The organism is Pseudomonas sp. 8AS, from assembly GCF_902506505.1.
GTDB lineage: Bacteria > Pseudomonadota > Gammaproteobacteria > Pseudomonadales > Pseudomonadaceae > Aquipseudomonas.
In genome coordinates this window covers 3,712,007-3,736,599 of the sequence record NZ_LR733406.1, presented here as the reverse complement: position 1 = coordinate 3,736,599, position 24,593 = coordinate 3,712,007, and the positions used below count along the sequence as shown (strand labels likewise).

The 24,593-nt window shown below is 67.7% G+C and carries 25 protein-coding genes and 1 pseudogene; 16 read left to right on the top strand and 10 right to left on the bottom strand.

Annotated elements, in window-relative coordinates; all coding sequences use genetic code 11:
* Window positions 1-30 precede the first annotated feature (30 nt).
* Genes GV001_RS17490 through GV001_RS17480 form a run of 3 tightly spaced genes read left to right on the top strand, consistent with a single transcriptional unit; the run spans window position 31 to window position 3,093 of the window.
* A complete protein-coding gene (locus GV001_RS17490; protein ID WP_160082151.1) occupies window positions 31-1,215 on the top strand; it encodes an amino acid ABC transporter permease in 1,185 nt (394 codons plus the stop codon).
* A 9-nt stretch (window positions 1,216-1,224) separates the two neighbouring features.
* Complete coding sequence (locus GV001_RS17485; RefSeq protein WP_160082149.1) at window positions 1,225-2,322, top strand: amino acid ABC transporter permease; 1,098 nt, start codon at window positions 1,225-1,227, stop codon at window positions 2,320-2,322.
* Between the two features lie 9 nt (window positions 2,323-2,331).
* Window positions 2,332-3,093: an amino acid ABC transporter ATP-binding protein gene (locus GV001_RS17480; protein WP_160082147.1), complete on the top strand. Its 762-nt coding sequence runs from the start codon at window positions 2,332-2,334 to the stop codon at window positions 3,091-3,093.
* 135 nt (window positions 3,094-3,228) lie between these two features.
* On the opposite strand, the gene GV001_RS17475 is transcribed toward GV001_RS17480, so the two are convergent.
* Entirely contained in the window at window positions 3,229-4,203 is a 975-nt protein-coding gene (locus tag GV001_RS17475) for a GlxA family transcriptional regulator (protein WP_160082145.1), read from the bottom strand.
* A 118-nt stretch (window positions 4,204-4,321) separates the two neighbouring features.
* Between GV001_RS17475 and GV001_RS17470 the strand changes: the two genes are divergently transcribed.
* The 3 genes from GV001_RS17470 (at window position 4,322) to GV001_RS17460 (ending at window position 6,221) form a co-directional block, all read left to right on the top strand.
* Window positions 4,322-4,801: a nuclear transport factor 2 family protein gene (locus tag GV001_RS17470; RefSeq protein ID WP_160082143.1), complete on the top strand. Its 480-nt coding sequence runs from the start codon at window positions 4,322-4,324 to the stop codon at window positions 4,799-4,801.
* Window positions 4,802-4,913: 112 nt separating this feature from the next.
* Complete coding sequence (locus GV001_RS17465; protein ID WP_160082141.1) at window positions 4,914-5,207, top strand: GIY-YIG nuclease family protein; 294 nt, start codon at window positions 4,914-4,916, stop codon at window positions 5,205-5,207.
* A gap of 78 nt (window positions 5,208-5,285) precedes the next feature.
* Window positions 5,286-6,221 (top strand): glutathione S-transferase family protein, encoded by a 936-nt coding sequence (locus GV001_RS17460; RefSeq protein WP_160082139.1) that lies wholly within the window; start codon window positions 5,286-5,288, stop codon window positions 6,219-6,221.
* Window positions 6,222-6,349: 128 nt separating this feature from the next.
* Here GV001_RS17460 and GV001_RS17455 read toward each other — a convergent pair whose 3' ends face one another.
* Genes GV001_RS17455 through yjeH form a run of 4 tightly spaced genes read right to left on the bottom strand, consistent with a single transcriptional unit; the run spans window position 6,350 to window position 10,879 of the window.
* Window positions 6,350-7,168 carry a polyphosphate kinase 2 family protein gene (locus GV001_RS17455; protein ID WP_160082137.1) on the bottom strand — a complete coding sequence of 273 codons (819 nt, stop codon included), beginning with the start codon at window positions 7,166-7,168 and terminating at the stop codon, window positions 6,350-6,352.
* Window positions 7,169-7,175: 7 nt separating this feature from the next.
* Window positions 7,176-8,183 carry a nucleoid-associated protein YejK gene (yejK, locus tag GV001_RS17450; protein WP_160082135.1) on the bottom strand — a complete coding sequence of 336 codons (1,008 nt, stop codon included), beginning with the start codon at window positions 8,181-8,183 and terminating at the stop codon, window positions 7,176-7,178.
* A 36-nt stretch (window positions 8,184-8,219) separates the two neighbouring features.
* Complete coding sequence (locus tag GV001_RS17445) at window positions 8,220-9,554, bottom strand: TAXI family TRAP transporter solute-binding subunit (protein ID WP_160082133.1); 1,335 nt, start codon at window positions 9,552-9,554, stop codon at window positions 8,220-8,222.
* A gap of 56 nt (window positions 9,555-9,610) precedes the next feature.
* The gene (yjeH, locus tag GV001_RS17440) at window positions 9,611-10,879 is read right to left on the bottom strand and encodes an L-methionine/branched-chain amino acid transporter (protein WP_160082131.1); all 1,269 of its coding nucleotides are present in this window, start codon (window positions 10,877-10,879) and stop codon (window positions 9,611-9,613) included.
* A 136-nt stretch (window positions 10,880-11,015) separates the two neighbouring features.
* Here yjeH and GV001_RS17435 point away from each other — a divergent pair, with 136 nt between their 5' ends.
* On the top strand, window positions 11,016-11,435 hold the full coding sequence (locus GV001_RS17435; protein WP_160082129.1) for an Lrp/AsnC family transcriptional regulator: 420 nt from the start codon (window positions 11,016-11,018) through the stop codon (window positions 11,433-11,435).
* A 167-nt stretch (window positions 11,436-11,602) separates the two neighbouring features.
* Complete coding sequence (yddG, locus tag GV001_RS17430; protein ID WP_160082127.1) at window positions 11,603-12,517, top strand: aromatic amino acid DMT transporter YddG; 915 nt, start codon at window positions 11,603-11,605, stop codon at window positions 12,515-12,517.
* Between the two features lie 114 nt (window positions 12,518-12,631).
* On the opposite strand, the gene GV001_RS17425 is transcribed toward yddG, so the two are convergent.
* The 4 genes from GV001_RS17425 to GV001_RS17410 are packed head-to-tail and all read right to left on the bottom strand — an operon-like array spanning window position 12,632 to window position 15,452.
* Complete coding sequence (locus GV001_RS17425) at window positions 12,632-13,219, bottom strand: YigZ family protein (protein WP_160082117.1); 588 nt, start codon at window positions 13,217-13,219, stop codon at window positions 12,632-12,634.
* Window positions 13,220-13,222: 3 nt separating this feature from the next.
* Window positions 13,223-14,200 (bottom strand): 23S rRNA (adenine(1618)-N(6))-methyltransferase RlmF, encoded by a 978-nt coding sequence (rlmF, locus tag GV001_RS17420; protein ID WP_160082115.1) that lies wholly within the window; start codon window positions 14,198-14,200, stop codon window positions 13,223-13,225.
* 44 nt (window positions 14,201-14,244) lie between these two features.
* On the bottom strand, window positions 14,245-14,469 hold the full coding sequence (locus tag GV001_RS17415; protein WP_160082113.1) for a TIGR02450 family Trp-rich protein: 225 nt from the start codon (window positions 14,467-14,469) through the stop codon (window positions 14,245-14,247).
* Window positions 14,466-15,452, bottom strand: coding sequence for an NAD(P)/FAD-dependent oxidoreductase (locus GV001_RS17410; RefSeq protein ID WP_160082111.1), 987 nt, complete (start codon window positions 15,450-15,452; stop codon window positions 14,466-14,468). Before GV001_RS17410 ends, GV001_RS17415 begins: the two co-directional genes overlap by 4 nt.
* A gap of 198 nt (window positions 15,453-15,650) precedes the next feature.
* Between GV001_RS17410 and GV001_RS17405 the strand changes: the two genes are divergently transcribed.
* From GV001_RS17405 to GV001_RS17385, 5 genes are all read left to right on the top strand, one after another.
* Window positions 15,651-16,556 carry a TIGR01777 family oxidoreductase gene (locus tag GV001_RS17405; RefSeq protein WP_160082109.1) on the top strand — a complete coding sequence of 302 codons (906 nt, stop codon included), beginning with the start codon at window positions 15,651-15,653 and terminating at the stop codon, window positions 16,554-16,556.
* Entirely contained in the window at window positions 16,553-17,575 is a 1,023-nt protein-coding gene (gene hemH / locus GV001_RS17400; RefSeq protein ID WP_160082107.1) for a ferrochelatase, read from the top strand. Before GV001_RS17405 ends, hemH begins: the two co-directional genes overlap by 4 nt.
* 367 nt (window positions 17,576-17,942) lie before the next feature.
* The gene (locus GV001_RS17395; RefSeq protein ID WP_160082105.1) at window positions 17,943-19,220 is read left to right on the top strand and encodes an ATP-binding protein; all 1,278 of its coding nucleotides are present in this window, start codon (window positions 17,943-17,945) and stop codon (window positions 19,218-19,220) included.
* On the top strand, window positions 19,213-19,773 hold the full coding sequence (locus GV001_RS17390; protein ID WP_160082103.1) for a response regulator transcription factor: 561 nt from the start codon (window positions 19,213-19,215) through the stop codon (window positions 19,771-19,773). The genes GV001_RS17395 and GV001_RS17390 overlap by 8 nt, the downstream gene beginning before the upstream one ends.
* A gap of 170 nt (window positions 19,774-19,943) precedes the next feature.
* On the top strand, window positions 19,944-20,885 hold the full coding sequence (locus GV001_RS17385; protein ID WP_160082101.1) for an AEC family transporter: 942 nt from the start codon (window positions 19,944-19,946) through the stop codon (window positions 20,883-20,885).
* Window positions 20,886-20,973: 88 nt separating this feature from the next.
* Here the strand turns inward: GV001_RS17385 and GV001_RS17380 are convergent.
* Window positions 20,974-21,150 (bottom strand): annotated as a pseudogene (locus GV001_RS17380) (hypothetical protein); the annotation flags it as partial.
* Window positions 21,151-21,371: 221 nt separating this feature from the next.
* On the opposite strand from GV001_RS17380, the gene GV001_RS17375 reads away from it, so the two are divergent.
* Genes GV001_RS17375 through GV001_RS17365 form a run of 3 tightly spaced genes read left to right on the top strand, consistent with a single transcriptional unit; the run spans window position 21,372 to window position 24,591 of the window.
* Window positions 21,372-22,160, top strand: a complete 789-nt coding sequence (locus tag GV001_RS17375) for a YfaP family protein (RefSeq protein ID WP_160082097.1) — start codon at window positions 21,372-21,374, stop codon at window positions 22,158-22,160.
* Window positions 22,161-22,183: 23 nt separating this feature from the next.
* Window positions 22,184-23,965 carry a DUF2138 domain-containing protein gene (locus tag GV001_RS17370; RefSeq protein WP_160082095.1) on the top strand — a complete coding sequence of 594 codons (1,782 nt, stop codon included), beginning with the start codon at window positions 22,184-22,186 and terminating at the stop codon, window positions 23,963-23,965.
* Window positions 23,950-24,591, top strand: a complete 642-nt coding sequence (locus GV001_RS17365) for a DUF1175 domain-containing protein (protein ID WP_160082093.1) — start codon at window positions 23,950-23,952, stop codon at window positions 24,589-24,591. The genes GV001_RS17370 and GV001_RS17365 overlap by 16 nt, the downstream gene beginning before the upstream one ends.
* Window positions 24,592-24,593: the final 2 nt, after the last annotated feature.

The following is a 24,593-nucleotide window of genomic DNA, read 5'->3' as shown; positions in this document are numbered from 1 at the left end:
TCCAGGGGCGGAGTTTCAATGAGGGCCATCATGCAAAATCCTGCCAATCTTTCGCGCCCGCGCGGTTCGGCCTGGACCGATCCGAAGGTGCGCGCTTGGGCTTTCCAGATTCTTGCCGTCATCGCCGTCGTGGCGATCGGCTGGTACCTGTTCGACAACACCCAGAGCAACCTGCAGCAACGCGGGATCATTTCCGGCTTCGGCTTCCTCGAGCAGAGCGCCGGTTTCGGCATCTCCCAGCACCTGATCGACTACAGCGAAAGCGATACCTACGGACGCGTATTCGTCATCGGCCTGCTCAACACCCTGCTGGTCTCGGTGGTCGGCATCTTCTTCGCCACCCTGCTGGGGTTCATCCTCGGCGTGGCGCGGCTGTCGCCGAACTGGCTGATCAGCAAGTTGGCCACCATCTATATCGAGACCTTCCGCAACATCCCGCCGCTGCTGCAGATCTTCTTCTGGTACTTCGCCGTGCTGTTGCCGCTGCCGGGGCCGAAGCAGAGCCTGAGCATCGGCGACACCTTCTTCCTCAGCAACCGCGGCCTGAACATGCCATCGCCCAGTGTGGCGGAGGGCTACTGGCCGTTCATCGTCGCGCTGGTACTGGCGGTGGTGGCGGTGACTCTTGTGGCCCGCTGGGCGCGCCAGCGCTTCGAGGCGACCGGGCAGCCGTTCCACACGGTGTACGTGTCGCTGGCCATCCTGCTGCTGGTGCCGGGGCTGAGCGTGCTGGTGTTCGGTGATCCCTTCCACTGGACCGTGCCGACCCTGCAGGGCTTCAACTTCCGCGGCGGCTGGGTGGTGATTCCCGAGTTGATGGCGCTGACCCTGGCGCTGACCATCTACACCGCCGCCTTCATCGCCGAGAACGTGCGTTCCGGCATCCAGGCGGTCAGCCACGGGCAGACCGAGGCGGCGCGCTCGCTGGGCCTGCAGCCGACCGTGACCCTGCGCAAGGTGATCATTCCCCAGGCGCTGCGGGTGATCATTCCGCCGCTGACCAGTCAGTACCTCAACCTGGCGAAGAACTCCTCGCTGGCTGCCGGTATCGGCTACCCGGACATGGTCTCGCTGTTCGCCGGCACGGTGCTCAACCAGACCGGCCAGGCCATCGAGGCGATTGCCATCACCATGAGCGTGTACCTGGCCATCAGCATCAGCATCTCCATGCTGATGAACTGGTACAACAAGCGCATCGCGCTGATCGAGCGGTAAGGAGCAGCCATGCAGACCCATAGCTTCAAACCCGATCTGCCGCCGCCCGCGATGAGCGTGGGCGTGCTCGGCTGGTTGCGCGGCAACCTGTTCTCCAACTGGTTCAACACCCTGCTGACCCTGCTGGCGATCTACCTGGTCTGGCTGATCATCCCGCCGCTGCTGCAGTGGGCCTTCATCGAGGCCGACTGGACCGGCACCAGCCGCACCGACTGCACCAGCGAGGGCGCCTGCTGGGTGTTCATCAAGGAGCGCTTCAGCCAGTTCATGTACGGCTTCTACCCGGAAGCACTGCGCTGGCGCGTCGACCTGACCCTGTGGCTGGCGGTGATCGGCGCGGCGCCTCTGTTCGTGCCGATGATGCCGCGCAAGGCCATCTACGGCGCGCTGTTCCTGCTGGTCTACCCGCTGCTGGCCTTCTGGCTGCTGCACGGCGGCTTCTTCGGCCTCAGCGAAGTGGAAACCAGCCAGTGGGGCGGCCTGATGCTGACCCTGGTGATCGCCGCGATCGGCATCAGCGGCGCGCTGCCGCTGGGTATCCTGCTGGCCCTCGGGCGGCGTTCGGACATGCCGGCGATCCGGGTGATCTGCGTGACCTTCATCGAGTTCTGGCGTGGCGTGCCGCTGATCACCGTGCTGTTCATGTCCTCGGTGATGCTGCCGCTGTTCCTCCCCGAAGGCATGCACTTCGACAAGCTGATGCGCGCGCTGATCGGCGTGATCCTGTTCCAGTCGGCCTATATCGCCGAGGTGGTGCGCGGCGGCCTGCAGGCCATTCCCAAGGGCCAGTACGAGGCCGCGGCGGCCATGGGCCTGGGCTACTGGCGGATGATGGGCCTGGTGATCCTGCCGCAGGCGCTGAAGCTGGTGATCCCCGGCATCGTCAACACCTTCATCGCCCTGTTCAAGGACACCAGCCTGGTGATCATCATCGGCCTGTTCGACCTGCTCAACAGCATCAAGCAAGCCACCACCGACCCGGTCTGGCTGGGCATGGCCACCGAAGGCTATGTGTTCGCCGCCCTGGTGTTCTGGATTTTCTGTTTCGGCATGTCCCGCTATTCCATGCGCCTGGAGCGCAGGCTGGACACCGGCCACAAGCGTTAGGAGTGAATCATGAGTGAAGCCATCAAACAGCCCAGCGCCGAGCCGATGATCCTGCTGCAGGGCGTGAACAAGTGGTACGGCCAGTTCCATGTGCTGAAAGACATCAACCTCAGCGTGCAGCAGGGCGAGCGCATCGTCCTGTGTGGCCCGTCCGGCTCCGGCAAGTCGACCACCATCCGCTGCATCAACCGCCTGGAGGAACATCAGCAGGGGCGCATCGTGGTCGACGGCACCGAGCTGACCCACGACCTCAAGCAGATCGAGGCGGTGCGTCGTGAAGTGGGCATGGTGTTCCAGCACTTCAACCTGTTCCCGCACCTGACCGTCCTGCAGAACTGCACCCTGGCGCCGATGTGGGTACGCAAGATGCCCAAGCGCCAGGCCGAGGAGATCGCCATGCACTTTCTCGAGCGCGTGCGCATCCCCGAGCAGGCGCACAAGTTCCCCGGCCAGCTCTCCGGCGGCCAGCAGCAGCGCGTGGCGATTGCCCGCGCCCTGTGCATGAAGCCGAAGATCATGCTGTTCGACGAGCCGACCTCGGCCCTCGACCCGGAAATGGTCAAGGAAGTGCTGGACACCATGGTCAGCCTGGCCGAGGACGGCATGACCATGCTCTGCGTGACCCATGAGATGGGCTTCGCCCGCACTGTGGCGAACCGGGTGATCTTCATGGACAAGGGCGAGATCGTCGAACAGGGCGAGCCGAACAGCTTCTTCAGCAACCCGCAGAACGAGCGGACCAAGCTGTTCCTCAGCCAGATCCTGCACTGAGTTTCACGGCAAGACGAACAGGGAGCCTGCGGGCTCCCTTTTCTTTGCCTGAAACGCAGCCGCTTTCCGTTACCGTAGGAGCCAGCTTGCTGGCGATTGTTCATGGGGGCGGGCTGATCGCCAGCAAGCTGGCTCCTACAGGGGGTTGTGCGTGGTGGCTGGGTGACGTGTCAGGCGCTTGCGAAAGGCCCCGGGCGTCTCGCCGCAGAGCTGCTTGAACAGCTTGGCGAAGGTGGCGCGATCGGCGTAGCCGACCTGGGCGGCGACCTGCTCCAGCGAGCGCGCCGGGTTGCGCAGGGCGCTCTGTGCGGCGCTGATGCGCAGGCGCTGCAGGTAGTCGTTGGGCGTCAGCCCGGTGGCGGCCTTGAAGCGCCGCAGCAGGGTGCGGGTCGAGCAGTTGGCCTGCCGGGCCAGGCGCGGCAGGTCGATGGCCTGGGCGTGGTGCTGCTGCAGCCAGCGCAGCAGCGGGGCGATCAAGCCGTCCTCCAGGAGCAGCTCTGGCAGCAGCGGGGCAAAGCGCGACTGCCGCCCGCGACCGCGCTCGAATACCAGCGCGCCGGCCACCCGCTCGGCCAGCCAGTCGCCGCCATGCCAGGCGATCAGGTGCAGGCAGAGGTCCAGGCCGGCCTGGGCACCGCCGGAGCAGAAGCGGTTGCCATCCTCGGTGAACAGCTCGTCGACCTGCAGGTTGACCCGCGGGAAGCGCTGGCGAAAGGCGCCGGCCAGTGCCCAGTGGGTGGTGGCGCGGCGGCCGTCGAGTACTCCGGCGGCAGCCAGCAGGCAGGCGCTGCTGCACAGGCTGGCCAGTTGCTGGCTGGCCGGGCGCGTGGCCAGCCAGGCGAGCAGCTCGGGGTTGCCGTTCAGGGTGCGCTCGATGGCGCTGCCGGTGGCGGGGATCAGCAGCAGGTCGGCGCCGTCGGCCAGGCGCAGATCGCCGTCCACCCGCAGCTGGGCGCTGCCGAGATCGACCGGCTGGCCGTCCGCGCTGAGCCGGCTCACCTCGAACAGGCGCTCCCCGGCCAGCTGGTTGGCCAGGCGCAAGGCGTCGTCGGCCATACCCAGGCTGGACAGCACGGTCTGCGGGCAGACATACAAGGCAATACGAACCATGGGGGCGTCGATCTCGAGGTGGGTGGCGATTATTGACACAAAGTTGGCGTTGTCGCCAATCGCCGTTTGCCGGATCAGCGGCAATACTCTGTCCAGTCCCTTTCACGGAGCAGGACCCATGGCCCACCCCAATGCCGAACTCATCAGCCGTTTCTACCAGGCCTTCCAGCAGCTGGACGCCGAGGCCATGGTCGCCTGCTATGCCGAGGACGTGCAGTTCAGCGACCCGGCGTTCACCGACCTGCGCGGCCGCGATGCCGGCGACATGTGGCGCATGCTGGCGGCGCGGGCGCAGAACTTCTCCCTGACCTTCGACAGCGTGCAGGCCGATGACCGGCAGGGCAGTGCGCGCTGGGTGGCGACCTACCTGTTCAGCAAGACCGGCAATACCGTGGTCAACCACATACAGGCCAACTTCCGTTTCGAAGACGGCAAGATCGTCGAGCACCGCGACAGCTTCGACCTGTGGCGCTGGGCCCGTCAGGCGCTGGGCACCCAGGGCCTGCTGCTGGGCTGGACGCCGCTGGTGCAGGGCGCGATCCGCAAGCAGGCCATGGCCGGGCTGCGCGCCTGGCAGGCGTCCCGCCGAGTGACGTAAGCTGCCCGCCGGAAAATGGCTCCTGTGCAGGGCGCGCCATGCGTACCAGCGGCCTATGTGTCGCCTGTGGTGCGCGCGGTGCCCCCTACGAGGCCCCAACGAGAAGCTATTGATGAGTGAAATCCCGACCGAACCCGGCAAGACCTGGTCGGTTTATCTGGTGCGCGCGGCAAACGGCGCGCTGTACTGCGGCATCAGCGACGACCCGCAGCGGCGCTTCGCCCAGCACTGCAGCGGCAAGGGCGCGCGCTTCTTCCACTCCAGCCCGGCGCAGGCGCTGGTCTATGTCGAGGCCTGTACGGACAAGGGCACGGCCCTGCGCCGCGAAAGGGCGATCAAGGGCCTGGCCAAGGTCGCCAAGGAGCGCCTGGTGCTGACGGCTACTATGGAAAAAACTGATAGCTGACTATCAGTCCCGGCGGGTAGGCCGCCGGCCGTCCCGGGGGTAAGCTGCTGCTTCACTGCCACCGACACGGAGCCCGTCATGCACGAGTTGATCCTGCACCATTACCCAACCTCGCCATTCGCCGAAAAGAGCCGCCTGTTGCTGGGCTTCAAGCAGCTGTCCTGGCGCTCGGTGCTGATCCCCGCGGTGATGCCCAAGCCCGACCTGCTGGCCCTGACCGGAGGCTACCGCAAGACCCCGGTGCTGCAGGTCGGCGCCGACATCTACTGCGACACCGCGCTGATCGCCCGCCGCCTGGAGGCCGAAAAGGCCACCCCGGCGCTGTTTCCGGAAGGCCGCGAGTTCGTCGTGGCGAGCTTTGCCCAGTGGGTCGATTCGGTGATTTTCCAGCACGCGGTGAGCCTGGTGTTCCAGCCGGAATCCATTGCCCTGCGCTTCGCCAAGCTGCCGCCGGAAGCGGTCAAGGCCTTTATCGCCGACCGTGCCGGGCTGTTCAGCGGCGGCACGGCCACCCGCCTGCCGGCCGAGGTCGCCCGGCACAACTGGCCGGGCCTGATGGCCCGGGTCGAGCAGCAGCTGGCGCGCGAGGAGGGCGACTTCCTGTTCGGCGAGCCGTCGCTTGCCGACTTCTCCCTGGCCCACTGCCTGTGGTTCCTCAAGGCCACTCCGGTGACCGCGCCGCTGGTCGATGCCTACCCCAATGTCAGCGCCTGGCTCGGCCGCGTGCTGGGCTTCGGCCACGGTGCGTCCAGCGGCCTGGACGCAGAAGAGGCCATCGAAATCGCCCGCGCGGCGACGCCGGCGGCCCTGCCGGACGAGCCCTTCGTCGAACCCAACGGCCTGCAGGCCGGGCAGCGGGTGAAGATCGCCGCCACCGATTACGGGGTCGACCCGGTCGAGGGCGAGCTGCTGTTCGCCGGCGTCGAGGAGCTGATCCTGCGCCGCGAGGACGAGCGTGCCGGGGTGGTGCATGTGCACTTCCCGCGCCTGGGTTTTCGTATCGAAGCAGTTTGATTGATGTAGGGCGGGTGAAACCTGCGGGTTTAACCCGCCCACAACGCAGAAACCCGTAGGGTGCGCCGTGCGCACCGCCGGCCCGCACAGACTTCTTGGTGCGCACGGCGCACCCTACGGGAGGGCCGCTACTCGGCGGCGTCCAGATCGCTGGCGCTGAACGGCAGCGGGTTGTCCGGCCAGGCCAGTTGCAGGCGTTCCAGCTCGCGGGCCAGCAGGCTGGCTACCAGCCAGTCGCGCAGCCAGCGCAGGTCGGACGGGAGCACATACCAGGGCGCCTGCGGCGTATGACTGGCTGCCAGCAGCTCGCTCCAGCGCTGCTGGCGCAGGTCGAACTCGCGATAGGCCTGCAGATCGCTGGCGTGCAGCTTCCAGCGCTTCTCCGGGCGTTCTAGGCGGCTGAGCAGGCGCCGCTTCTGCTCCTCGCGGGAAATCTGCAGGTAGCACTTCAGCGGGTGCAGCTGTCGCGCCGGCCATTCGCCCTCGAACGCCAGCAGCTCCTGCAGGCGCTGCGGCACGTCAGCCTCGCTGCACAGGCCATCCAGCGGGTCGCAGATCAGCGCCTCGTAGTGGCTGCGGTTGAACACGCCGAGCAGCCCCGGCTGCGGCAGGCGCTGGCGGTAGCGCAGGAGAAAGTGCTGGTACCGCTCCTGCTCGTCCGGCTGGTGAAAACTGTGCAGGCTGATGCCCTGCGGGTCGAAGGCGTTGACCACCTTGCGGATCACCCCGTCCTTGCCCGCGCAGTCGGGGCCTTGCAGCACCAGCAGCAGGGCCGCGCGGCGGCTGGCCCAGAGCATGCGCTGCTGCTCGTTGAGCCAGGGCCTGAGGCCGGCCATGGCCAGCTGGGCGGCGTCCTTGCCCAGGCCGAAGTCGCGCGCCGGGTCCTGCGTCAGCGGCGCCTGTGGATCGCACAGGCAGGCGTCGAGGATGGCGTCGGGCAGGCGCATGGCGGGCTCAGTCCTTGCGCCGCTTGAGCTGGTCCTTCAGCTGGGTCGGCAGCTGGCGGATGATCAGCATGTCGCGCGCCTCGTCGTACTCGATGGCCGAGCCCAGCAGGTGCGACTCGAAGCTGATCGACAGGCCCTCGGCGCGCCCGGTGAAGCGGCGGAACTGGTTGAGGGTGCGCTTGTCCGCCGGGAATTCCGGGGCCATGCCGTAGTCCTTGTTGCGGATGTGCTCGAAGAAGGCGCGCGGGCGGTCTTCATCGATCAGTCCGGAGAGTTCATCGAGGGTGATCGGCTCGCCGATCTTGGCCTGGCTGGTGGCATAGTCGACCAGGGTGTCGGTCTTGGCGCGGGCCTGTTCTTCCGGCAGGTCCTCGCTCTCGACGAAGTCGCTGAAGGCCTTGAGCAGGGTACGGGTCTCGCTCGGTGCATCGACGCCTTCCTGGCAGCCGATGAAGTCGCGGAAGTAGTCCGAGACCTTCTTGCCGTTCTTGCCGCGGATAAACGAGATGTACTGCTTGGACTGCTTGTTGTTCTGCCACTCGCTGATGTTGATGCGTGCCGCCAGGTGCAGCTGGCCGAGGTCGAGGTGCTTGGCCGGGGCCACGTCCAGCGCCTCGGTCACGGTCACGCCTTCGCTGTGATGGAGCAGGGCGATCGCCAGGTAGTCGGTCATGCCTTGCTGGTAGTGGGCCAGCAGCACATGGCCGCCGGTGGCCAGGTTGGATTCTTCCATCAGCTTCTGCAGCTGTTCCACGGCCTGGCGGCTGAAGGCGGTGAAGTCCTTCTCGCCGTCCAGGTACTGCTTGAGCCAGCCGCTGAACGGGTAGGCGCCGGACTCCTCGTGGAACAGGCCCCAGGCCTTGCCCTGCTTGGCGTTGTAGCTCTCGTTGAGGTCGGCCAGCAGGTTTTCCATGGCCTGCGAGCTGCTCAGCTCGCTGTCGCGGGCATGCAGCACGGCGGGGGTGCCGTCGGGTTTCTTGTCGATCAGGTGGACGATGCAGTGGCGGATCGGCATGGCGGCCTCGTGGTGCAGAAACGGAAAGCGCGCATGTTACCCGACCACCGCCTGCGCAGTCGTGCGTCGCTGAACGGCCTGCAGGCGCTCGATCATGTAGCGCAGGTGCATGTGCAGCTCGTACAGCTCGCTGGAATAGGACAGCGGCACCTCGACCCGCGCCAGCTCGTCTTCCAGTTTCTCCAACCGAGCGATTTCCTCGGCGATGTCGCTGGGCAGGTCGCCCTTGTACAGCAGCTGGTCGATCTCGCGCAGGTGCTTGTACCAGCGGTAGATGCGCGCGCGGATGCGCCACTGGTAGATCGGCCCGATGGCCTTGAACAGCGGGAACAGCAGCACCAGCAAGGGGATGGCAAGGATGATGTAGCGGTCGGCCAGGGAGGCGATGCGGAACGGCAGGTAGCGCTGCAGGATCGGCAGGCCCTTGTCGTAGTAGTACTCGGCCTCGGCCAGGGTCTGCAGCGACAGCGGCGGCCGGGCCGGGTAGCTGCCGGCCGGGTCGAGCAGGCTGCCGTTCTTCAGCACGGTCTTGGCCGCTTCGAGAATCAGCGGGGTCAGCGAGGGGTGGAAGGCCTCGCCGGCCACCAGGGTGGCCACCGGGCCGAGGGTGACGATGTCGCGGTCCGGGGTGTTCTGCGCCATGTCGAGCATGCCTTCGCCGACTTCCAGGCGGCTCAGGTAGGGCAGGCGCGCCAGGTAGGCTTCGCTACGCCGCAGGCTGACCAGGCGCAGCCCGGGCTCGGCGGCCAGGCGCTGGATCAGTGGGTTCTCCGCCGGGCCGACGAAGAAGGCGGCGTCCAGCTCGCCGGCGATCAGCGCATCGGCGGCGCGGCTGCCGCCCAGTTGCTGCCAGCGTTTGGGGTACTGCGCCGGCTCGATGCGGTTGGCGGCGAACAGGGCGGCGGTCACTGCCTGGGTGCCGCTGTCTTGCGAGCCGATGGCCAGGCGCAGCCGGGTCAGGTCGGCCAGGCGCCGGAACTTGACCTTGCTACCGGTGAACAGCCACAGCGGCTCGCGGTACATCACGCCAAGGCCGCTCAGCTTGGCGCGGGCCTCGTCGGGCAGGGTCAGTTCCTGGCCACTCTGCACTAGGGCCAGCTCCACTTCACCTTGGCCGAGCTTGGCCAGGTTGTCCGCCGAGCCTGCGCTTTCCACCAGTTCCAGGGTGAAGCCCTGCTGTTCCAGCTCGGCGCGCAGGCGCTCGGCGAAGGCGTGGTAGCCGCCGCCCGCCGCGCCGGTGGCCAGCCGCGCATGCATGGGTGGCGGCGGGGCGACGAAGTAGAACAGCGCGCCGACCAGGGCGGCCAGCACCGGCACTATCCACAGGTTGGCCAACAGCATGATTTTCAGGTCGCGGAGGATGCGGCGCATGGTCTGTCCTTGTCATTGCCTTGCCTGAGGATAGCCGGGATGCGCGCCGCGCTCATCTACCCCGGGTGCGCTGGCAGGCGATTGCCCACTCGCTCGCGCCAGGCACCGAACAGCGCCAGCCCGGCCAGCAGGCCGAGGGCATACAGCGCATCCAGGCCCAGGGCCAGCAGGACCAGGGCGCAGAGCAGCGTGCTGAAGCCCGCCAACCAGCGCCAGATGCCACGCAGCAGCACCACGCCGGCGGCCATGCTGAGCAGGTAGACCAGGATGAAGTTGCCGTTGGCGTAGCGGATCAGGTCGTCTACCGACAGTTGCAGCACGGCGGCCAGGGCGGCGCACAGGGCGCAGCTCAGCACCACCAGCAGCAAGGCCGGGCCGGGCACGCCATGGCGGTTGCGGCGGGCCAGCGGCCGCGGCAGCTTGCCCTCGTCGGCCAGGCTCCAGATCAGCCGGGCGAAGCCCTGCACATAGACGTTCATCGAGGCGAAGCAGGCCAGGTAGCCGACCAGCGCCACCAGCACGCGGGCCTTCTCGCCCAGCAGCCGGTCCATCAGGTGCGGCAGCGAGGCGGCGTCGCTGTGCACGTCGCCATACACATGGAAGCTCAGCACCGCCACCGAGAACGCCCAGTACACCAGGCCGGCCAGCAGCACGCCGAGCAGCAGGGCCAGGGGGAAGTCGCGCTGCGGATGCCTGAACTCCTCGCCCAGGTGGGTGAAGGCCTCGATGCCGACGAAGCACCAGAACATCACCCCCAGCGCGGTCGGGATCAGGTGCCAGGAGCCGGTGATGTCCGGCAGCAGCGGCTGGCTGGCCAATGGCAGTTCGCCGACCCACCAGACCAGCGCCACGGTGCCGAGGATGGCGACGGCGATCAGCCCCTGCAGCACGCCCGAGGCCCTGGCCGGGCGCTGGCCGAGCAGGAGCATGGCGCCGAGGGTGGCGAACTGGATCAGCAGCGCTTCGCCCCGGCCGATCGGCAGCAGCGCCTGCCAGAAGCCGGTGGCGATGTTCAGCGCCGCCGGCAGGCCCACCGGCAGCACGGCGAGGAACAGGAAGGCGATCAGCCGCTCCATGCGCGCGCCGAAGGCCCGGCCGATCAGGTGCGGCGCGCCGCCGGCATGGGGGAAGCGCTTGCCCAGCTGGGCGAAGGTGAAGGCCACCGGCAGCACCAGGGCGATGAGGATCAGCCAGGCCCACAGCGAGGCCGGCCCGGCGGCGGTGGCGGCCAGCGCCGGGACCACGAAGATGCCGGTGCCGAGCAGTGAGGTGCTGAGCAGCCCGACGCCCTGCAGCAGGCCCAGTTCCTTGTTCAAACGACTCATGAGGTATGCTCGCGGCAATGGTGTGCAATTGCGCCATGTTAAGCGCCAGGCCTCTGCGACGCCGCTGCCAGCCCGTCGCCGTTGGCCGGCAAAGTGACGGAATTGCCCGTCAAACCGACTGCTGCCGAGAACCATCGTGGACAAGTTCGACCATCAGATCCTCGCCCTGCTGCGCGAGGATGCGCGCACCCCCGTCAGCCAGATCGCCCGCGAGGTCAACCTGTCGCGTTCGGCGGTGGGCGAGCGCATTCGCCAGCTGGAGCAGGGCGGGGTGATCCAGGGTTACCACGCCCGCGTCGCCGACCCGGCGCAGGCGGCGATCAAGGCCTTCCTCGAACTGTTCTACAAGGACAGCCGCTGCCAGGACTATGTCGAACGCATGCGCGCCTACCCGGAAATCCGCCAGTGCTGCGGCATCAGCGGCGAGACCGACATGCTGGTGCTGGTCGAGGCGGCGAGCATGGCGCGCCTGGCCGAGATCCGCGGCGAAATCGAGAACTACCCCGGTATGCAGCGGGTGAAGACCCACATGGTGGTGCAGGAATGGGCGATGTAGGGCGGCGGGTGCGGCGTTAGCCGGCCGAGCGGCGGGCCGATGCGGTGGAGAAGCTCCGTGTTCGCGGGGGTGCGTGTGCCTGGCCGGAAGAACCCCCAGATCGGGCGTTGTCGCGTGACAGGCCTTCGCCCCCGGTCATCATCGAATTGGAATACAAGCAGGGCGGCATGAAAAACCAGCGCAAGGCAACGTTCATCGGGCTCATTGCCATCGTGTTGTGGAGCTCGATCGTCGGTCTGATCCGCGGCGTCAGCGAAAGCCTCGGGGCAACGGGCGGGGCCGCCATGATCTACAGCGTTGCCGCGGTGCTGCTGCTGTTCACGGTCGGCTTGCCGAAAGTGCGCGAGTTTCCCCGCCGCTATCTGTTCTGGGGGAGCCTGCTGTTCGTCGCGTATGAGCTGTGCCTGGCCTTGTCCATCGGCTACGCCAACAGCAGCCGGCAAGCCATCGAGGTGGGCATGGTCAACTACCTGTGGCCGGCGTTCACCATCATGGCGGCCATCCTGTTCAACCGCCTGCAGACCAGCCTGCTGATCGTTCCGGGCTTTTTGATCGCCATTCTCGGCATCTGCTGGGTGCTGGGCGGCGAGCAGGGGCTGGACTTGCACGGGATGGCCGCGAACATCCAGGACAACCCCCTCAGCTATGGCCTGGCCTTCACCGGGGCGCTGATCTGGGCGGCATATTGCACGGTGACCGCACGCCTGGCCGCAGGCAAGAATGGCGTCACGCTGTTCTTCATGCTCACGGCACTGGCGCTGTGGGCCAAGTACCTGGCCGGCGGCGGCGGGGCGATGGACTTCAGCTACCAGGCGATCGTCTACCTGGTGCTGGCCGCCTCCGCTATGGGCTTCGGCTATGCGGCCTGGAACGTCGGCATCCTGCACGGCAATGTCACCATCCTCGCCGGCGCTTCGTATTTCATTCCGGTGTTGTCCGCGGCATTGGCGGCCATGCTGCTGAGCACGCCACTTGCGCTGTCGTTCTGGCAAGGCGCAGCCATGGTCTGCGTCGGTTCGATCCTCTGCTGGTTGGCAACCCGTGCGCAGCCGCGCAAGGTGGCCTGCGGCAGTCAGGCTTAGTTAAGGCTCGCTGCCCTCAAGCGCTTTTTCCGGCGGCTTGCGCGTCTGGCAAACAGGCGTCGCCGGGCAGGGGCCAGAGCCTCCGGAACCTGTCCCCATAGCCGTTCGCGACCGCTAGGGCAGCCGCTCCAGGCGAATCCGTCCGCTGCTGATATCGGCCAGCTGCCGCGTCGCCTGCTCAAGTTGCTCGGCCGGCAGCGCCAATTGCAGGCGGGCGCCGTCGGCATCGAAGGTTTCCTCCTCGATCAGCGCCTGCCACTCGCCCAGGCGCGCCTTGACCCGCGCCAGTTCGGCGAACGGCACATGGCAGCGGGCCTGGGTGCGGGCCAGCAGGGCAATGCGCTGGCCGCCCTGCAGGCACTTCGCCGCGCTGCCGCCATAGGCACGGGCCAGACCGCCGGTGCCGAGCTGGATGCCGCCGTACCAGCGGATCACCAGTACCACCACCTGGTCGCAGTCCTGGTTGTCGATGGCCGCGAGGATCGGCCGGCCCGCCGTGCCGCCGGGTTCGCCGTCGTCGCTGAAACGGTATTGCTGGCCGCATTTGAAGGCCCAGCAGTTGTGCGAGGCGCCGAGGTCGCTGTGCTGCTGGATAAAGGCCAGGGCCTCTTCGGCGCTGGCGACCGGCGCGGCCAGGGCGAGGAAACGACTCTTGCGGATGTCCTCGCGGTACTCGCACGGCCCCAGCAGGCTGAACGGCATGGCTCAGCCCGCGACGCGGCCGTGCAGCCAGACCGCGCGTTGCTCGGGGCTGTGGAAGGTCCAGGCAAGGAAGCGGCTCTGCTTGTTGCCCTGGGCCATGTCGACACAGCGCACCTCGACGGCCCCGGCCTTCTTCAGCAGGTTCTCGGCATAGGGCACGTTGCTGGCCTTGGACACCAGGCTGCTGAACCACAGCACCTGGCCGGCGAACGAGGCGCTTTCGGCGATCATGCGCTTGAGGAAGCTGGCTTCGCCGCCGGTGCACCACAGTTCGGCGCTCTGCCCGCCGAAGTTGAGTTCCGGCAGCTTGCGCTGGGGGTCGAGCTTGCCGAGGTTCTTCCACTTGCGCCGGCTGCCGCTGGCGGCTTCCTCGGCGTTGGCGTGGAAGGGCGGGTTGCACAGGGTCAGGGCGAAGCGTTCGCCGTCCTGCAGCAGGCTCTTGAAGATCTGCCCGCGCTGCAGTTGCTGGCGCAGGGCGATGGCGCCCTCCAGGCCGTTGGCCTGGATGATGGCGCGGGCCGAGGCCAGGGCCGTGTCGTCGATGTCCGAGCCGAGGAAGCGCCAGCCGTAGTCGCTATGGCCGAGCAGCGGGTAGATGCAGCTGGCGCCGGTGCCTATGTCCAGCGCGCGGATCGCCGTGCCGCGCGGAATCTCGCCGCCGTTGTCGCCGGCCAGCAGGTCGGCCAGGCCGTGCACGTAGTCGGCGCGGCCGGGGATCGGCGGGCACAGGTAGCCCGGCGGAATGTCCCAGTGGGCGATGCCGTACAGCTGGCGCAGCAGGGCGCGGTTGAACACCCGCACCGCCTCGGGGTTGGCGAAGTCGATGCTCTGCTTGCCATGGGGGTTGCGGATGACGAACTCGGCCAGCTCCGGGCTGGCCTCGATCAGCTTGGGAAAGTCGTAGCGGCCCTGGTGGCGGTTGCGCGGGTGCAGCAGCGCCGGGCTGCTGGGCGGGACGGCTGGCGTGGTGTTCTCGGACATGACGGGCAATTCGGCAGGCTGGGGCGGCATTGTCCCACAGGCCGCTACTTCCAGCCCATCTGCCAGCGCTCGCCATCCTGCAGCGCCTGCCAGTCGAGGCGCTCGCTGCGCCGGGTGAGCACGGCCAGCAGTTCGACCTGCAGCACCATGCCTTCCTCGTCGCAGATCAGCTCGCTGACCAGGAAGTGCTTCTCGCGGTTGCGCGGCTGGCGCGCCGTCCATTTCGACAGCAGCAGCTTGCGCGGATTGAGGCGCAGCCTGCCGTTCACTGGCGGTGTTCCAGCAGGCGGCGGGCGGCTTCCAGGCCGCTCAGCCAGGCACCTTCGACCCGCCCGGACAGACACCAGTCGCCGCAGGCGTACAGGCCCAGGTCGGCATCGGCCAGGGCGCCCCACTCGTGGGCGCTGGCCGGCCGCGCGTAGAGCCAGCGGTGGGCCAGGCTGAAGCTCGGCGGCGGCAGCGGGCAGCCGATCATCTCGGCGAAGGCGCCGTGCAGACGTTCGATAACCGCCTCCTTGTCCAGGTCCAGATGCTGGCGGCTCCAGCTGTTGCTGGCGTGCAGCACCCAGGTGTCGAGGTGGCTGTCGCGTCCCGGCTTGCTGCGGTTGCGCGCCACCCAGTCGAGCGGCCCGCCACGCACGAAGCAGCCTTCCAGGTCGGTCGCCAGGGCGGTCTCAAAGCCCAGGGCCACGGCCCAGACCGGCTCCATGATCACGCTGGCGGCGGCGCTGGCCAGCTTCGGCGCGGCACTCAGCAGGCCGCTGGCCTGGGGCGCCGGGGTGGCGACTATCACACTGCTGAACGGGCCGTGGCTCTGGCCTTCGGCGTCGAGCAGGGTCCAGTGCTGCTCGCCGCGGAACACCTCGGTGATGCGGCAGGAGAAGTGCACCGGCAGGGCACCGAGCAGGGCGCGGGTGATGGCGCTCATGCGCGGCTGGCCGACCCAGCGCACCTGCTCGTCGGGCGAGGGGCTGAGGCCGTTCTCGTTGTAGTGGTAGAGCTGCGGATCCCACTCGGCGACCCAGCCGCGGGCCTGCCACTGCTGCACCACTTCGACGAAGCGGCGGTCGCGGGCGGTGAAGTACTGCGCGCCGAGATCCAGCGAGCCGGCGTCGCTGCGCTTGCTGGCCAGGCGCCCGCCACTGCCGCGGCTCTTGTCGAACAGTTGCACCGTCTGCCCGGCGGCGTGCAGCGCCTGGGCCGCGGAGAGTCCGGCAAGGCCGGTACCGATGATGGCGATGGGTGTGTTCATGGTCTACCTCGTGTCCTTTCCTTCAGGCTACGCTCTAGACAAAATCTGTACAAATACTATTGCTTGTACAACTGCTATCGGTTCCAATCGCGTTCCCGTTACAACTCCGACGCTGGCGAGCGGCGGACAAGGCACGCAGCTGCGTCATACTTCAGACTAGGGCGAGACTGGTGGTTAACGCCATGCGAGGAGGATGCCATGCATATCTTGCTGACCGGCGGTACAGGTTTGATCGGCCGCGCGCTGTGTCGCCACTGGCTGAACCAGGGGCACCAGCTGACGGTCTGGAGCCGCACGCCGGGCAAGGTCGCCGGCCTGTGCGGGGCGGCGGTGCGCGGCATCGGCCTGCTTGAGGACTACGGCGACGGCCCGCTGGATGCCGTGGTCAACCTGGCTGGCGCGCCGATCGCCGACCGGCCCTGGACGCACAAGCGCAAGGCGCTGCTGTGGGCCAGCCGCATCACCCTCACCGAGCAGCTGCTGGCCTGGCTGGAAGGCCGCGCGCAGCGCCCGCCGGTGCTGCTGTCCGGCTCGGCGGTGGGCTGGTACGGCGATGGCGGCGAGCGCGAGCTGCACGAGGACAGCGCGCCGGTGGTGGAGGACTTCGCCGCGCAGCTGTGCAGCGCCTGGGAAGAGACCGCCCTGCGTGCCGAGGAGCTGGGCATCCGCGTGATCCTGCTGCGTACCGGCCTGGTGCTGGCGGCCGACGGCGGCTTCCTCAAGCGCCTGTTGCCGCCGTTCCGGCTGGGCCTGGGCGGGCCGATCGGCAATGGCCGGCAGTGGATGCCGTGGATCCATCTGCAGGACCAGATCGGCCTGATCGATTTTCTCTTGCAGCAGGCGGACGCCCGCGGTCCCTATAATGCCTGCGCGCCGCAGCCGGTGAGGAACAGGGCCTTCGCCCAGGCCCTGGGCCGCGCCCTGCATCGCCCGGCCTTGTTGCCGCTGCCGGGGCTGCTGCTGAAGATCGCCCTGGGCGAGTTGTCCGGGCTGTTGCTGGGCGGGCAGAAGGCCCTGCCGCAGCGGGCGCTGGCCGCCGGCTACGCATTTCGTTTTACCGCTATCGACTCGGCCCTGGCCGATCTCTTCAAGGACGCTGCATGACTGATCACGCGCTGCTTCTGGTCAACCTCGGTTCGCCGGCCTCCACCTCGGTGGCCGACGTGCGTCGCTACCTCAATCAGTTCCTCATGGACCCCTACGTCATCGACCTGCCCTGGCCGATCCGGCGCCTGCTGGTGTCGCTGATCCTGATCAGGCGCCCGGAGCAGTCGGCGCATGCCTATGCCTCGATCTGGTGGCCGGAGGGTTCGCCGCTGGTGGTGCTCAGCCAGCGCCTGCAGCAGGCGCTCACCCCGCTGTGGCAGCACGGCCCGGTGGAACTGGCCATGCGCTACGGCGAGCTGTCGATCGAAAAGGCCCTGCTGCGCCTGGCCGAGCAGGGCATCAAGCGGGTGACCCTGGCGCCGCTCTATCCGCAGTTCGCCGACAGCACCACGACCACGGTGATCGAGGAGGCCAAACGGGTGGTGCGCGAGCGCAAGCTGGGGCTGCAATTCGCCACCCTGGCGCCGTTCTATGACCAGCCGGAGTACCTCGACGCCCTGGTGGCCAGCGCCCGGCCGCACCTGCAGCAGGGCTTTGACCACCTGCTGCTGAGCTTTCACGGCCTGCCCGAGCGCCACCTGCACAAGCTCGACCCGAGCAACCATTGCCTGAAGGGCGCCGACTGCTGCAAAACCGCCTCGCCGCAGGTGCTCGCCACCTGCTACCGCGCCCAGTGCCTGCGCAGCGCCGAGCTGTTCGCCGAGCGCGCCGGGCTCAAGCCGGGGCAGTGGTCGGTGTCGTTCCAGTCGCGCCTGGGCCGCGCCAAGTGGATCGAGCCCTACACCGAGACGCGCCTCGACGAGCTGGCCAGGGCCGGGGTGAAGAAGCTGCTGGTGATGTGCCCGGCCTTCGTCGCCGACTGCATCGAGACCCTGGAGGAGATCGGCGACCGCGGCCGCGAGCAGTTCCGCGCGGCCGGTGGCGAGGAGCTGGTGCTGGTGCCGTGCCTGAACGAGCATCCGCAGTGGGTGAGTGCGTTGCAGACGCTGTGCGAGCGGGCGCCTTTGGCGCTGTGAATGGGAGACGGGGCTGCGGCCCCGTTTTCGTTTGCAGGGATGAACGGAGCCGGCACAGACAGGTTCTTCACCAAGACCGTATATGGCCGATTCTGTTGAAAAAGTCCCGTCGCGATCTTTCTCCATGAAAGACCGTTAGCGACGTTGGAATCTGATTCACTCAGAAGACGGAGCTGTCCTGGTTTTTACGTAGCAACGCCGAAATCGGGCGATTTCTGAGCCACCGAAAAGCAGCTCACTCAGAAAGCGACTTTTTCAACAGAATCGGCCGGTAGCGGACGCTGATGATAGGCAGCTACCGGCCTATTCCGTTGAAAAACTCGGTTGAGTGANGTGGTTATACTCGCCGCAATTCACCGGAGCCGCCATGTACGCGACTGTCCAACTGTTTTCCGCCAGCCGGCAGAACCTCTGGCGCCTGACCCTGATCCGTCTGCTGGTGCTGGCCGCCCAGGCTGGTTCGGTGGGCATCGCCTACCTGTCCGACCTGCTGCCGCTGCCCTGGCTGGCGCTGAGCGTCACCCTCGGCATTTCCCTGGTGCTGTGCCTGCTCACCGCCCTGCGCCTGCGCGGGCCGTGGCCGGTGACCGAGCTTGAATACACGGTGCAGCTGGCCTGCGACCTGGTCATCCACAGCGTGCTGCTGTATTTCTCCGGCGGCTCGACCAACCCCTTCGTCTCCTACTACCTGGTGCCGCTGACCATCGCCGCGGCGACCCTGCCGTGGTTCTACTCCATGGTGCTCGGCGGCCTGGCCTTGAGCGGCTACACCGCGCTGCTGATCTGGTACCACCCGCTGCACCTGAACAACCTGCAGCACGAGACCATGCTGATCAGCCTGCACCTGTTCGGCATGTGGCTGAACTTCGCCCTGTCGGCGGCCTTCATCACCTTCTTCGTGGTCAAGATGGCCGGCGCCCTGCGCCGCCAGGACGAGCTGCAGGCGCTGCGCCGCGAGGAGGGCATGCGCGACCAGCAACTGCTCGCCGTGGCCACCCAGGCCGCCGGCGCCGCCCACGAACTGGGCACGCCGCTGGCGACCATCAGCGTGCTGCTCAAGGAGCTGCGCCAGGAGTACCGCGACAAGCCGGCCCTGCAGGATGACCTGGCGCTGCTCCAGGAGCAGGTCAAGCTGTGCAAGGAAACCCTGCAGCACCTGGTGCGCGCCGCCGAGGCCGACCGCCGCCAGGCCGTGGCCGAGCAGAGCGCCGTGCAGTGGCTGGAGGCGACCCTCAACCGCTGGCACCTGATGCGCCCGGAAGCCACCTACCGCTACCAGTGCCTGGGTGCAGGCAGCGTGCCGCGCCTGTTGCCGCCGGCCGACCTGACCCAGGCCCTGCTCAACCTGCTGAACAACGCCGCCGATGCCTGCCCGGACAAGCTGGATATCCGCCTGGACTGGGACCACCAGTGGATGGTCCTGAGCATCCGCGACCACGGTGCCGGCGTGCCGCTGGCCATCGCCGAACAGCTCGGCAAACCCTTCTTCACCACCAAGGGCAAGGGCTTCGGCCTCGGCCTGTTCCTCAGCCAGGCCAGCGTGACGCGAGCCGGCGGGTCGGTGAAACTGTACAACCATGAAGACGGCGGTACGCTGACCGAGCTACGCCTGCCCAGACTGGCCCCCGGAGATGAACATGAGTGACGAACCCCTGATCGACGGCGAAGAGCAACCGCACCTGTTGCTGGTGGACGACGACGCCACCTTCACTCGCGTCATGGCGCGGGCCATGGATCGTCGCGGCCTGCGCGTCAGCGTGGCCAACTCGGCCGAGGAAGGCCTGGCCCTGGCCAAGGAAGACCTGCCGGACTACGCCGTGGTCGATCTGAAGATGGAAGGCGACTCTGGCCTGGTGCTGCTGCCCAAGCTGCTGGAGCTGGATGCGGAAATGCGCGTGGTGATCCTCACTGGCTATTCGAGCATCGCCACCGCGGTGGAGGCGATCAAGCGCGGCGCCACCAACTACCTGTGCAAGCCGGCCGACGCCGACGACGTGCTGACCGCGCTGCTTTCCGAACATGCCGACCTGGACAGCCTGGTGCCGGAAAACCCGATGTCGGTGGACCGCCTGCAGTGGGAGCACATCCAGCGCGTGCTGGCCGAGCACGAAGGCAATATCTCCGCCACCGCCCGCGCCCTGGGCATGCACCGGCGCACCTTGCAGCGCAAGCTGCAGAAACGTCCGGTACGCCGCTAAGACGCTGTCTACGTTTTTTCGTGTGAGCGCGTTGTGGCCCGGACTGAAGTCCGGGCTACTGGTGCTGGCTCCTGCAGATTTACGTACGGTTGAAAGCCTGCCGAAAGGTTGGCGGCGCTAAGCGCTGGTACCATTAGCCACCTAACCAAGTAGTCAGGTCCGGGGCCGCCATGCTCGCCGTTTTCCAGCAGACCCTCGCCATCACCGCCCCGGTATTTTCCATGCTGTTCCTCGGCGTGGGCCTCAAGCGCCTGGGCTGGATCGACGCGCGCTTCATCGATACCGCCTCGGCCCTGGTGTTCAAGGGCACCATGCCGGTCATGCTGTTCCTCGCTATCCTGCAGGCCGACCTGCGTACCGCACTGCAGCCGGCGCTGCTCGGCTACTTCCTGCTGGCCACGCTGCTGGGCTTTCTGCTGGTCTGGGGCTGGGCGATCCTGCGCATCCCGCGCGAGGAGCGCGGCGTGTACACCCAGGGCGCCTTTCGCGGCAACAACGGCATCGTCGGCCTGGCCCTGGCCACCAGCCTGTACGGCGACTACGGCCTGTCGCTGGGCGGCATCCTCGGCGGGGTGGTGATCCTCTCGTACAACAGCCTGTCGGCCATCGTCCTGGCCATCTACAGCCCGCAGGCCAAGGCCGACGTGTGGAGCATCGGCAAGAGCATCCTGCGCAACCCGCTGATCCTCGGCGTGCTGGCGGCGATCCCGTTCGCCTACTGGCAGGTCAAACTGCCGGCCTGGTTGCTCACCTCCGGCGACTACTTCGCCAGCATGACCCTGCCACTGGCGCTGATCTGCATCGGCGGCACCCTGTCGCTGGCCTCGCTGCGCCAGGGCCGCGGCCTGGCCCTCAGCGCCAGCCTGTGGAAGATGCTCTGGCTGCCGCTGCTGGCGACCTTCGGCGCGTTCCTCTGCGGCTTTCGCAATGCCGAGCTGGGCATCCTCTTCCTGTATTTCGCCAGCCCCACGGCGGCAGCCAGTTTCGTCATGGCCAAGGCCAGCGGCGGCAACCACGAACTGGCGGCGTCGATCATCGTCATCACCACCCTGGCGGCGGTGGTCACTACCAACCTCGGCTTGCTGATCCTCCAGGCGGGCGGCTGGATCTAGGTCGGGTCGAGGCGCGCGGCGACTAAGCCCAACGGCTGCGTGCTGGTCTGAGCTTCCTCGCGTTGGGCTTCGCTGCGCTCAACCCAACCTACGGCAGGAACTCCACGCGCAAGGCGCGGCTGGCGCTGCGGCCCTGGGCGTCGCTGACGCGGTTCTGATACTGCCCGGAACGCGCGGGGCGCCACTGCAGGGCATTCTGCGGCGTGCCCTGGCCGAGCAAGGTGTGGTCGGCGAACCAGTACAGCCGGCGCGCGTCGCAGGTAGCCTTGCCGGTCAGCCGGTCGACCATCACCGGGCGATGCAGAACGGGACGCGAATCGGCGAGACGCGGGGGCGGCGCAAGCGTGTGCCGTGACAGAAGGTGGGCTGCGGGTGCCGTCCGAATGTGACTGGCTACCAAACTCCTGACTGTTGCGGCAGTTACCGATTGTCAGTCGCCTTGCCAGTCGCTAGCCTTGGCAACTTAGCGCCATTAAAGGATTAATCATGCGCCCCCCGTTGTTGCTGCTATGCCTGACGCTGCCGGCGTCGGCGGTTTTGGCAGAGCCTTCCGCAAGCCTCGAAGGACCGGCGGCGGGCTGGCGTTATTCCGGCCTGCTCGACCGTACGGAGCAGGCGCGCGTGGCCTACCCAACGCCGCCGATCGATCGCGGCGCGCAGCGCAACCGCAGCATGATCGAAGGCCGGCTCGCCGGTACCCAGGGCCTGCGTCAGCCTTATACCCTGGCGGTCAACGGCAACCCCCTTCCTCTGTATACCGACGCCGAAGGGCGTTTCGCCCGGCCCTACAACTTCGGCGCCGGTTCCAACAGCGTCGAGCTGCGCGCCGATGGCCAGCCGCTGCGCCGCGTGCAGTTCTATGAGGCCAATACGCAGAAGACCCCGGCGCGGGTACGCATCGTCCTCGGCTGGGACGACCCCAAGGCCGAGCTTGACCTGCACGTGGTCACCCCCGACGGCCAGCACGCCTTCTGGGCCGACCCGGTGATGAGCAACGGCGGCGGCCTCGACGTGGACAGCGTCGACGGTCCCGGCCCGGAGATGTTCAGCATGACCGCCCCGCTGCGCGGCACCTACCTGGTGTACGTCAACTACTGGGGCAACCTGGGCAGCCAGGGCTACAACTTCCAGGCCGGCAGCAACCAGAACGAGGTGATCACCGCGCAGATCAGCCTGGTGTTCAACGAGAACACCGTCAACGAGCGGCGCGAGACCTTCGTCGTGCCGCTGCGCACCATCGGCGAGCTGCTGCCGGTGAAGTCCTTCAACTACTGAACGCTCCTGCGGAGTCTTTACCTATGAGCGAGAACACCACTCCCGTCGAGCCCGTTGCCACCCCGGGCCCGCGCCGCTGGCGCCCGCTGCTGCTGGGTCTGGCCGTGGCCCTGCCGGTGACGGCCGCCGGCCTGTTCGCCTGGCTCAAGTACGAGCCGCAGGGCGAGCGCCAGCTGGTCGAGGCCAACTACCTGGGCCTCGACCTGGCGCGCCCGGACGTGCTGATCGAAAGCGCCTCGCTGGGCCGCCTGCCCAAGGACGTGCTCAAGGTGCCGCTGCTGCGCGACACCCTCACCGAGGACCTGGTGTTCTACTACGAGAACAACGCCGACCGCCTCGGCCTGACCGGCAGCCTGCGCCGCATCATCTACGAGCATGAGCTGCAGCTGCGCGACAACCTGCTCGACGAACTGCTCGACCAGCCGGCCGAAGTGGCCCTGTGGCGCGACGCCGGTGGTCGCCTGCGGCATTTCGTGGTGCTGATCCAGCGCGGCGGCCTGGCCAAGGTGCTGGAGCCGCTGGCCAAGGTGGCGCTGGGCGACACCCAGCTGAGCCAGGCCGGCGAGTTCATGGTCGATGGCGCGGCGGTGCCCTTCTATCGCCTGCGCTACAACGGCGACCGCTCCATCCTGTTCGCCTCGCATGGCGATCAACTGCTGCTGATGTCCAGCACCGACATGCTGTTCGGCCCGGCACCGCAACCGGAGGTCGATGAAGACGCCCCGGTGGCGGTGGACGAAAACAATGAACCGATTCCGATCGAGCCGCCAGCACCGGGCCTGGCCAAGGTCTCGGCCGAGGCCGCCGAAGCCCTGCTGGCCGGTCAGCATCCCTTCCCGGAGCGCTTCGGTCTGGGCGAGCGCGGCGCCCTGCAGCAGCGCGTAACCCTCGGCGCGGACTTCCTCGCCCTGGGCTACCGGCGCTTCCTGCCGGCCTTCGCCGGCCTGCGCTTCGAGCTCAACGACAAGGGCTGGGGCAGCTTCCTGGCCCTGGACGAGGTGGAAGGGCAGGGCGCCTTCGACTTCGCCCCGGTGTGGCGTGCCATGCCCATGGGTGCCAGCGCCTGCGTGGCCCTGCCGGTGGCGCCGGGCCTGCCGGAGCGGCTGCTGACCAAGGTTGGCGCCGAGCCCAAGGCCGCCGCCGAGCTGGCCGGCCAGCTCAGCGGCAGTGCCGGCCTGTGCTGGTACCCGGACTCGCGCCTGCACTCGCCGCTGCTGGTCGGCACTCTCAAGGACAAGCCCGGCGCGCAGACCGACGCCGAGCTGGGCGCGCTGTTCGACCGCCTGATCGGGGCCTGGGAGCCTTACGCCGAGGGCGGCAGCTTCCCGGTCGAGGAGACTGCCCAGGGCGAGCTGCACAAGTGGCAGCGCCAGGTTGGTTCCAACTTCGGCCAGTACCCGGCGGACCTCGCCGAGCAGCCGGACGCCCTGGCCTCGCGCGGCTTCTTCCGCGTCGGCCTGGCACGCCACGGTTCGACCCTGCTGTTCTCGCTGGACGACCGTCTGCTCGACAAGGCCGCCCAGACCCTCGACAAGCGCTTCCCGCCGCTGGCCGAAGTGCTGCCTGAGAACGCCCTGGTGCCGGCCTACCTGGCGCCGGACAGCCTGGCCGCGCTGCTCGAACGCGAGACCCTGGACAGCCTGCCGGAAGACATCGAGCCGGTGTTCCGCAACGCCGCCCAGGCCAACCTGCTACCCAAGCTGCGTTCGCTGTCCGGCCACGGCAAGTACGCGCTGAGCCTGCCGGCCGACGCGGCCGCCGATGAAGCCTGGCAATGGCTGCCCCTGCAATGGCGCGCGCTGTGAGGCGACTGCTTCTTGGTGCTCTGCTGCTCGCCCTTGGCGCGCCGGCATGGGCCAATGCGCCCGCGCTGGACGTGCAGCAGTCCCAGGTGTTTCGCGCCTGGTTCGTGCGCATCGCCCAGGAGCAGCTGCGCCAGGGCCCCAGCCCACGCTGGCACCAGCAGGACTGCGCCGGCCTGGTGCGCTTCGCTGCCAACGAGGCGCTCAAGGTCCACGACGCCAAGTGGCTGCACGCCAACGGCCTGAGCAACCGCTACCTGCCGCCGGAGCTGGAGCTGAGCGAGGCCCAGCGTGGCCTGGCCCAGCAGTGGCAGCAGGGCGGCGGCAAGCTCGGCCCCTACGTCAACGCGATCAAGCTGATCCAGTTCAACAGTGCCCTGGTGGGCCGCGACCTCAACCAGGCGCGCCCCGGCGACCTGATCTTCTTCGACCAGGGCGACGACCAGCACCTGATGATCTGGATGGGCCGCAACATCGTCTACCACACCGGCACCACCACCCCGACCGACAACGGCATGCGCTCCGTGAGCCTGCAGCAACTGATGACATGGAAGGACACCCGATGGATTCCCGACGCATCCAACCCCAATTTCATTGGCGTCTACCGGCTGCATTTTCTCAGCCGATGAAA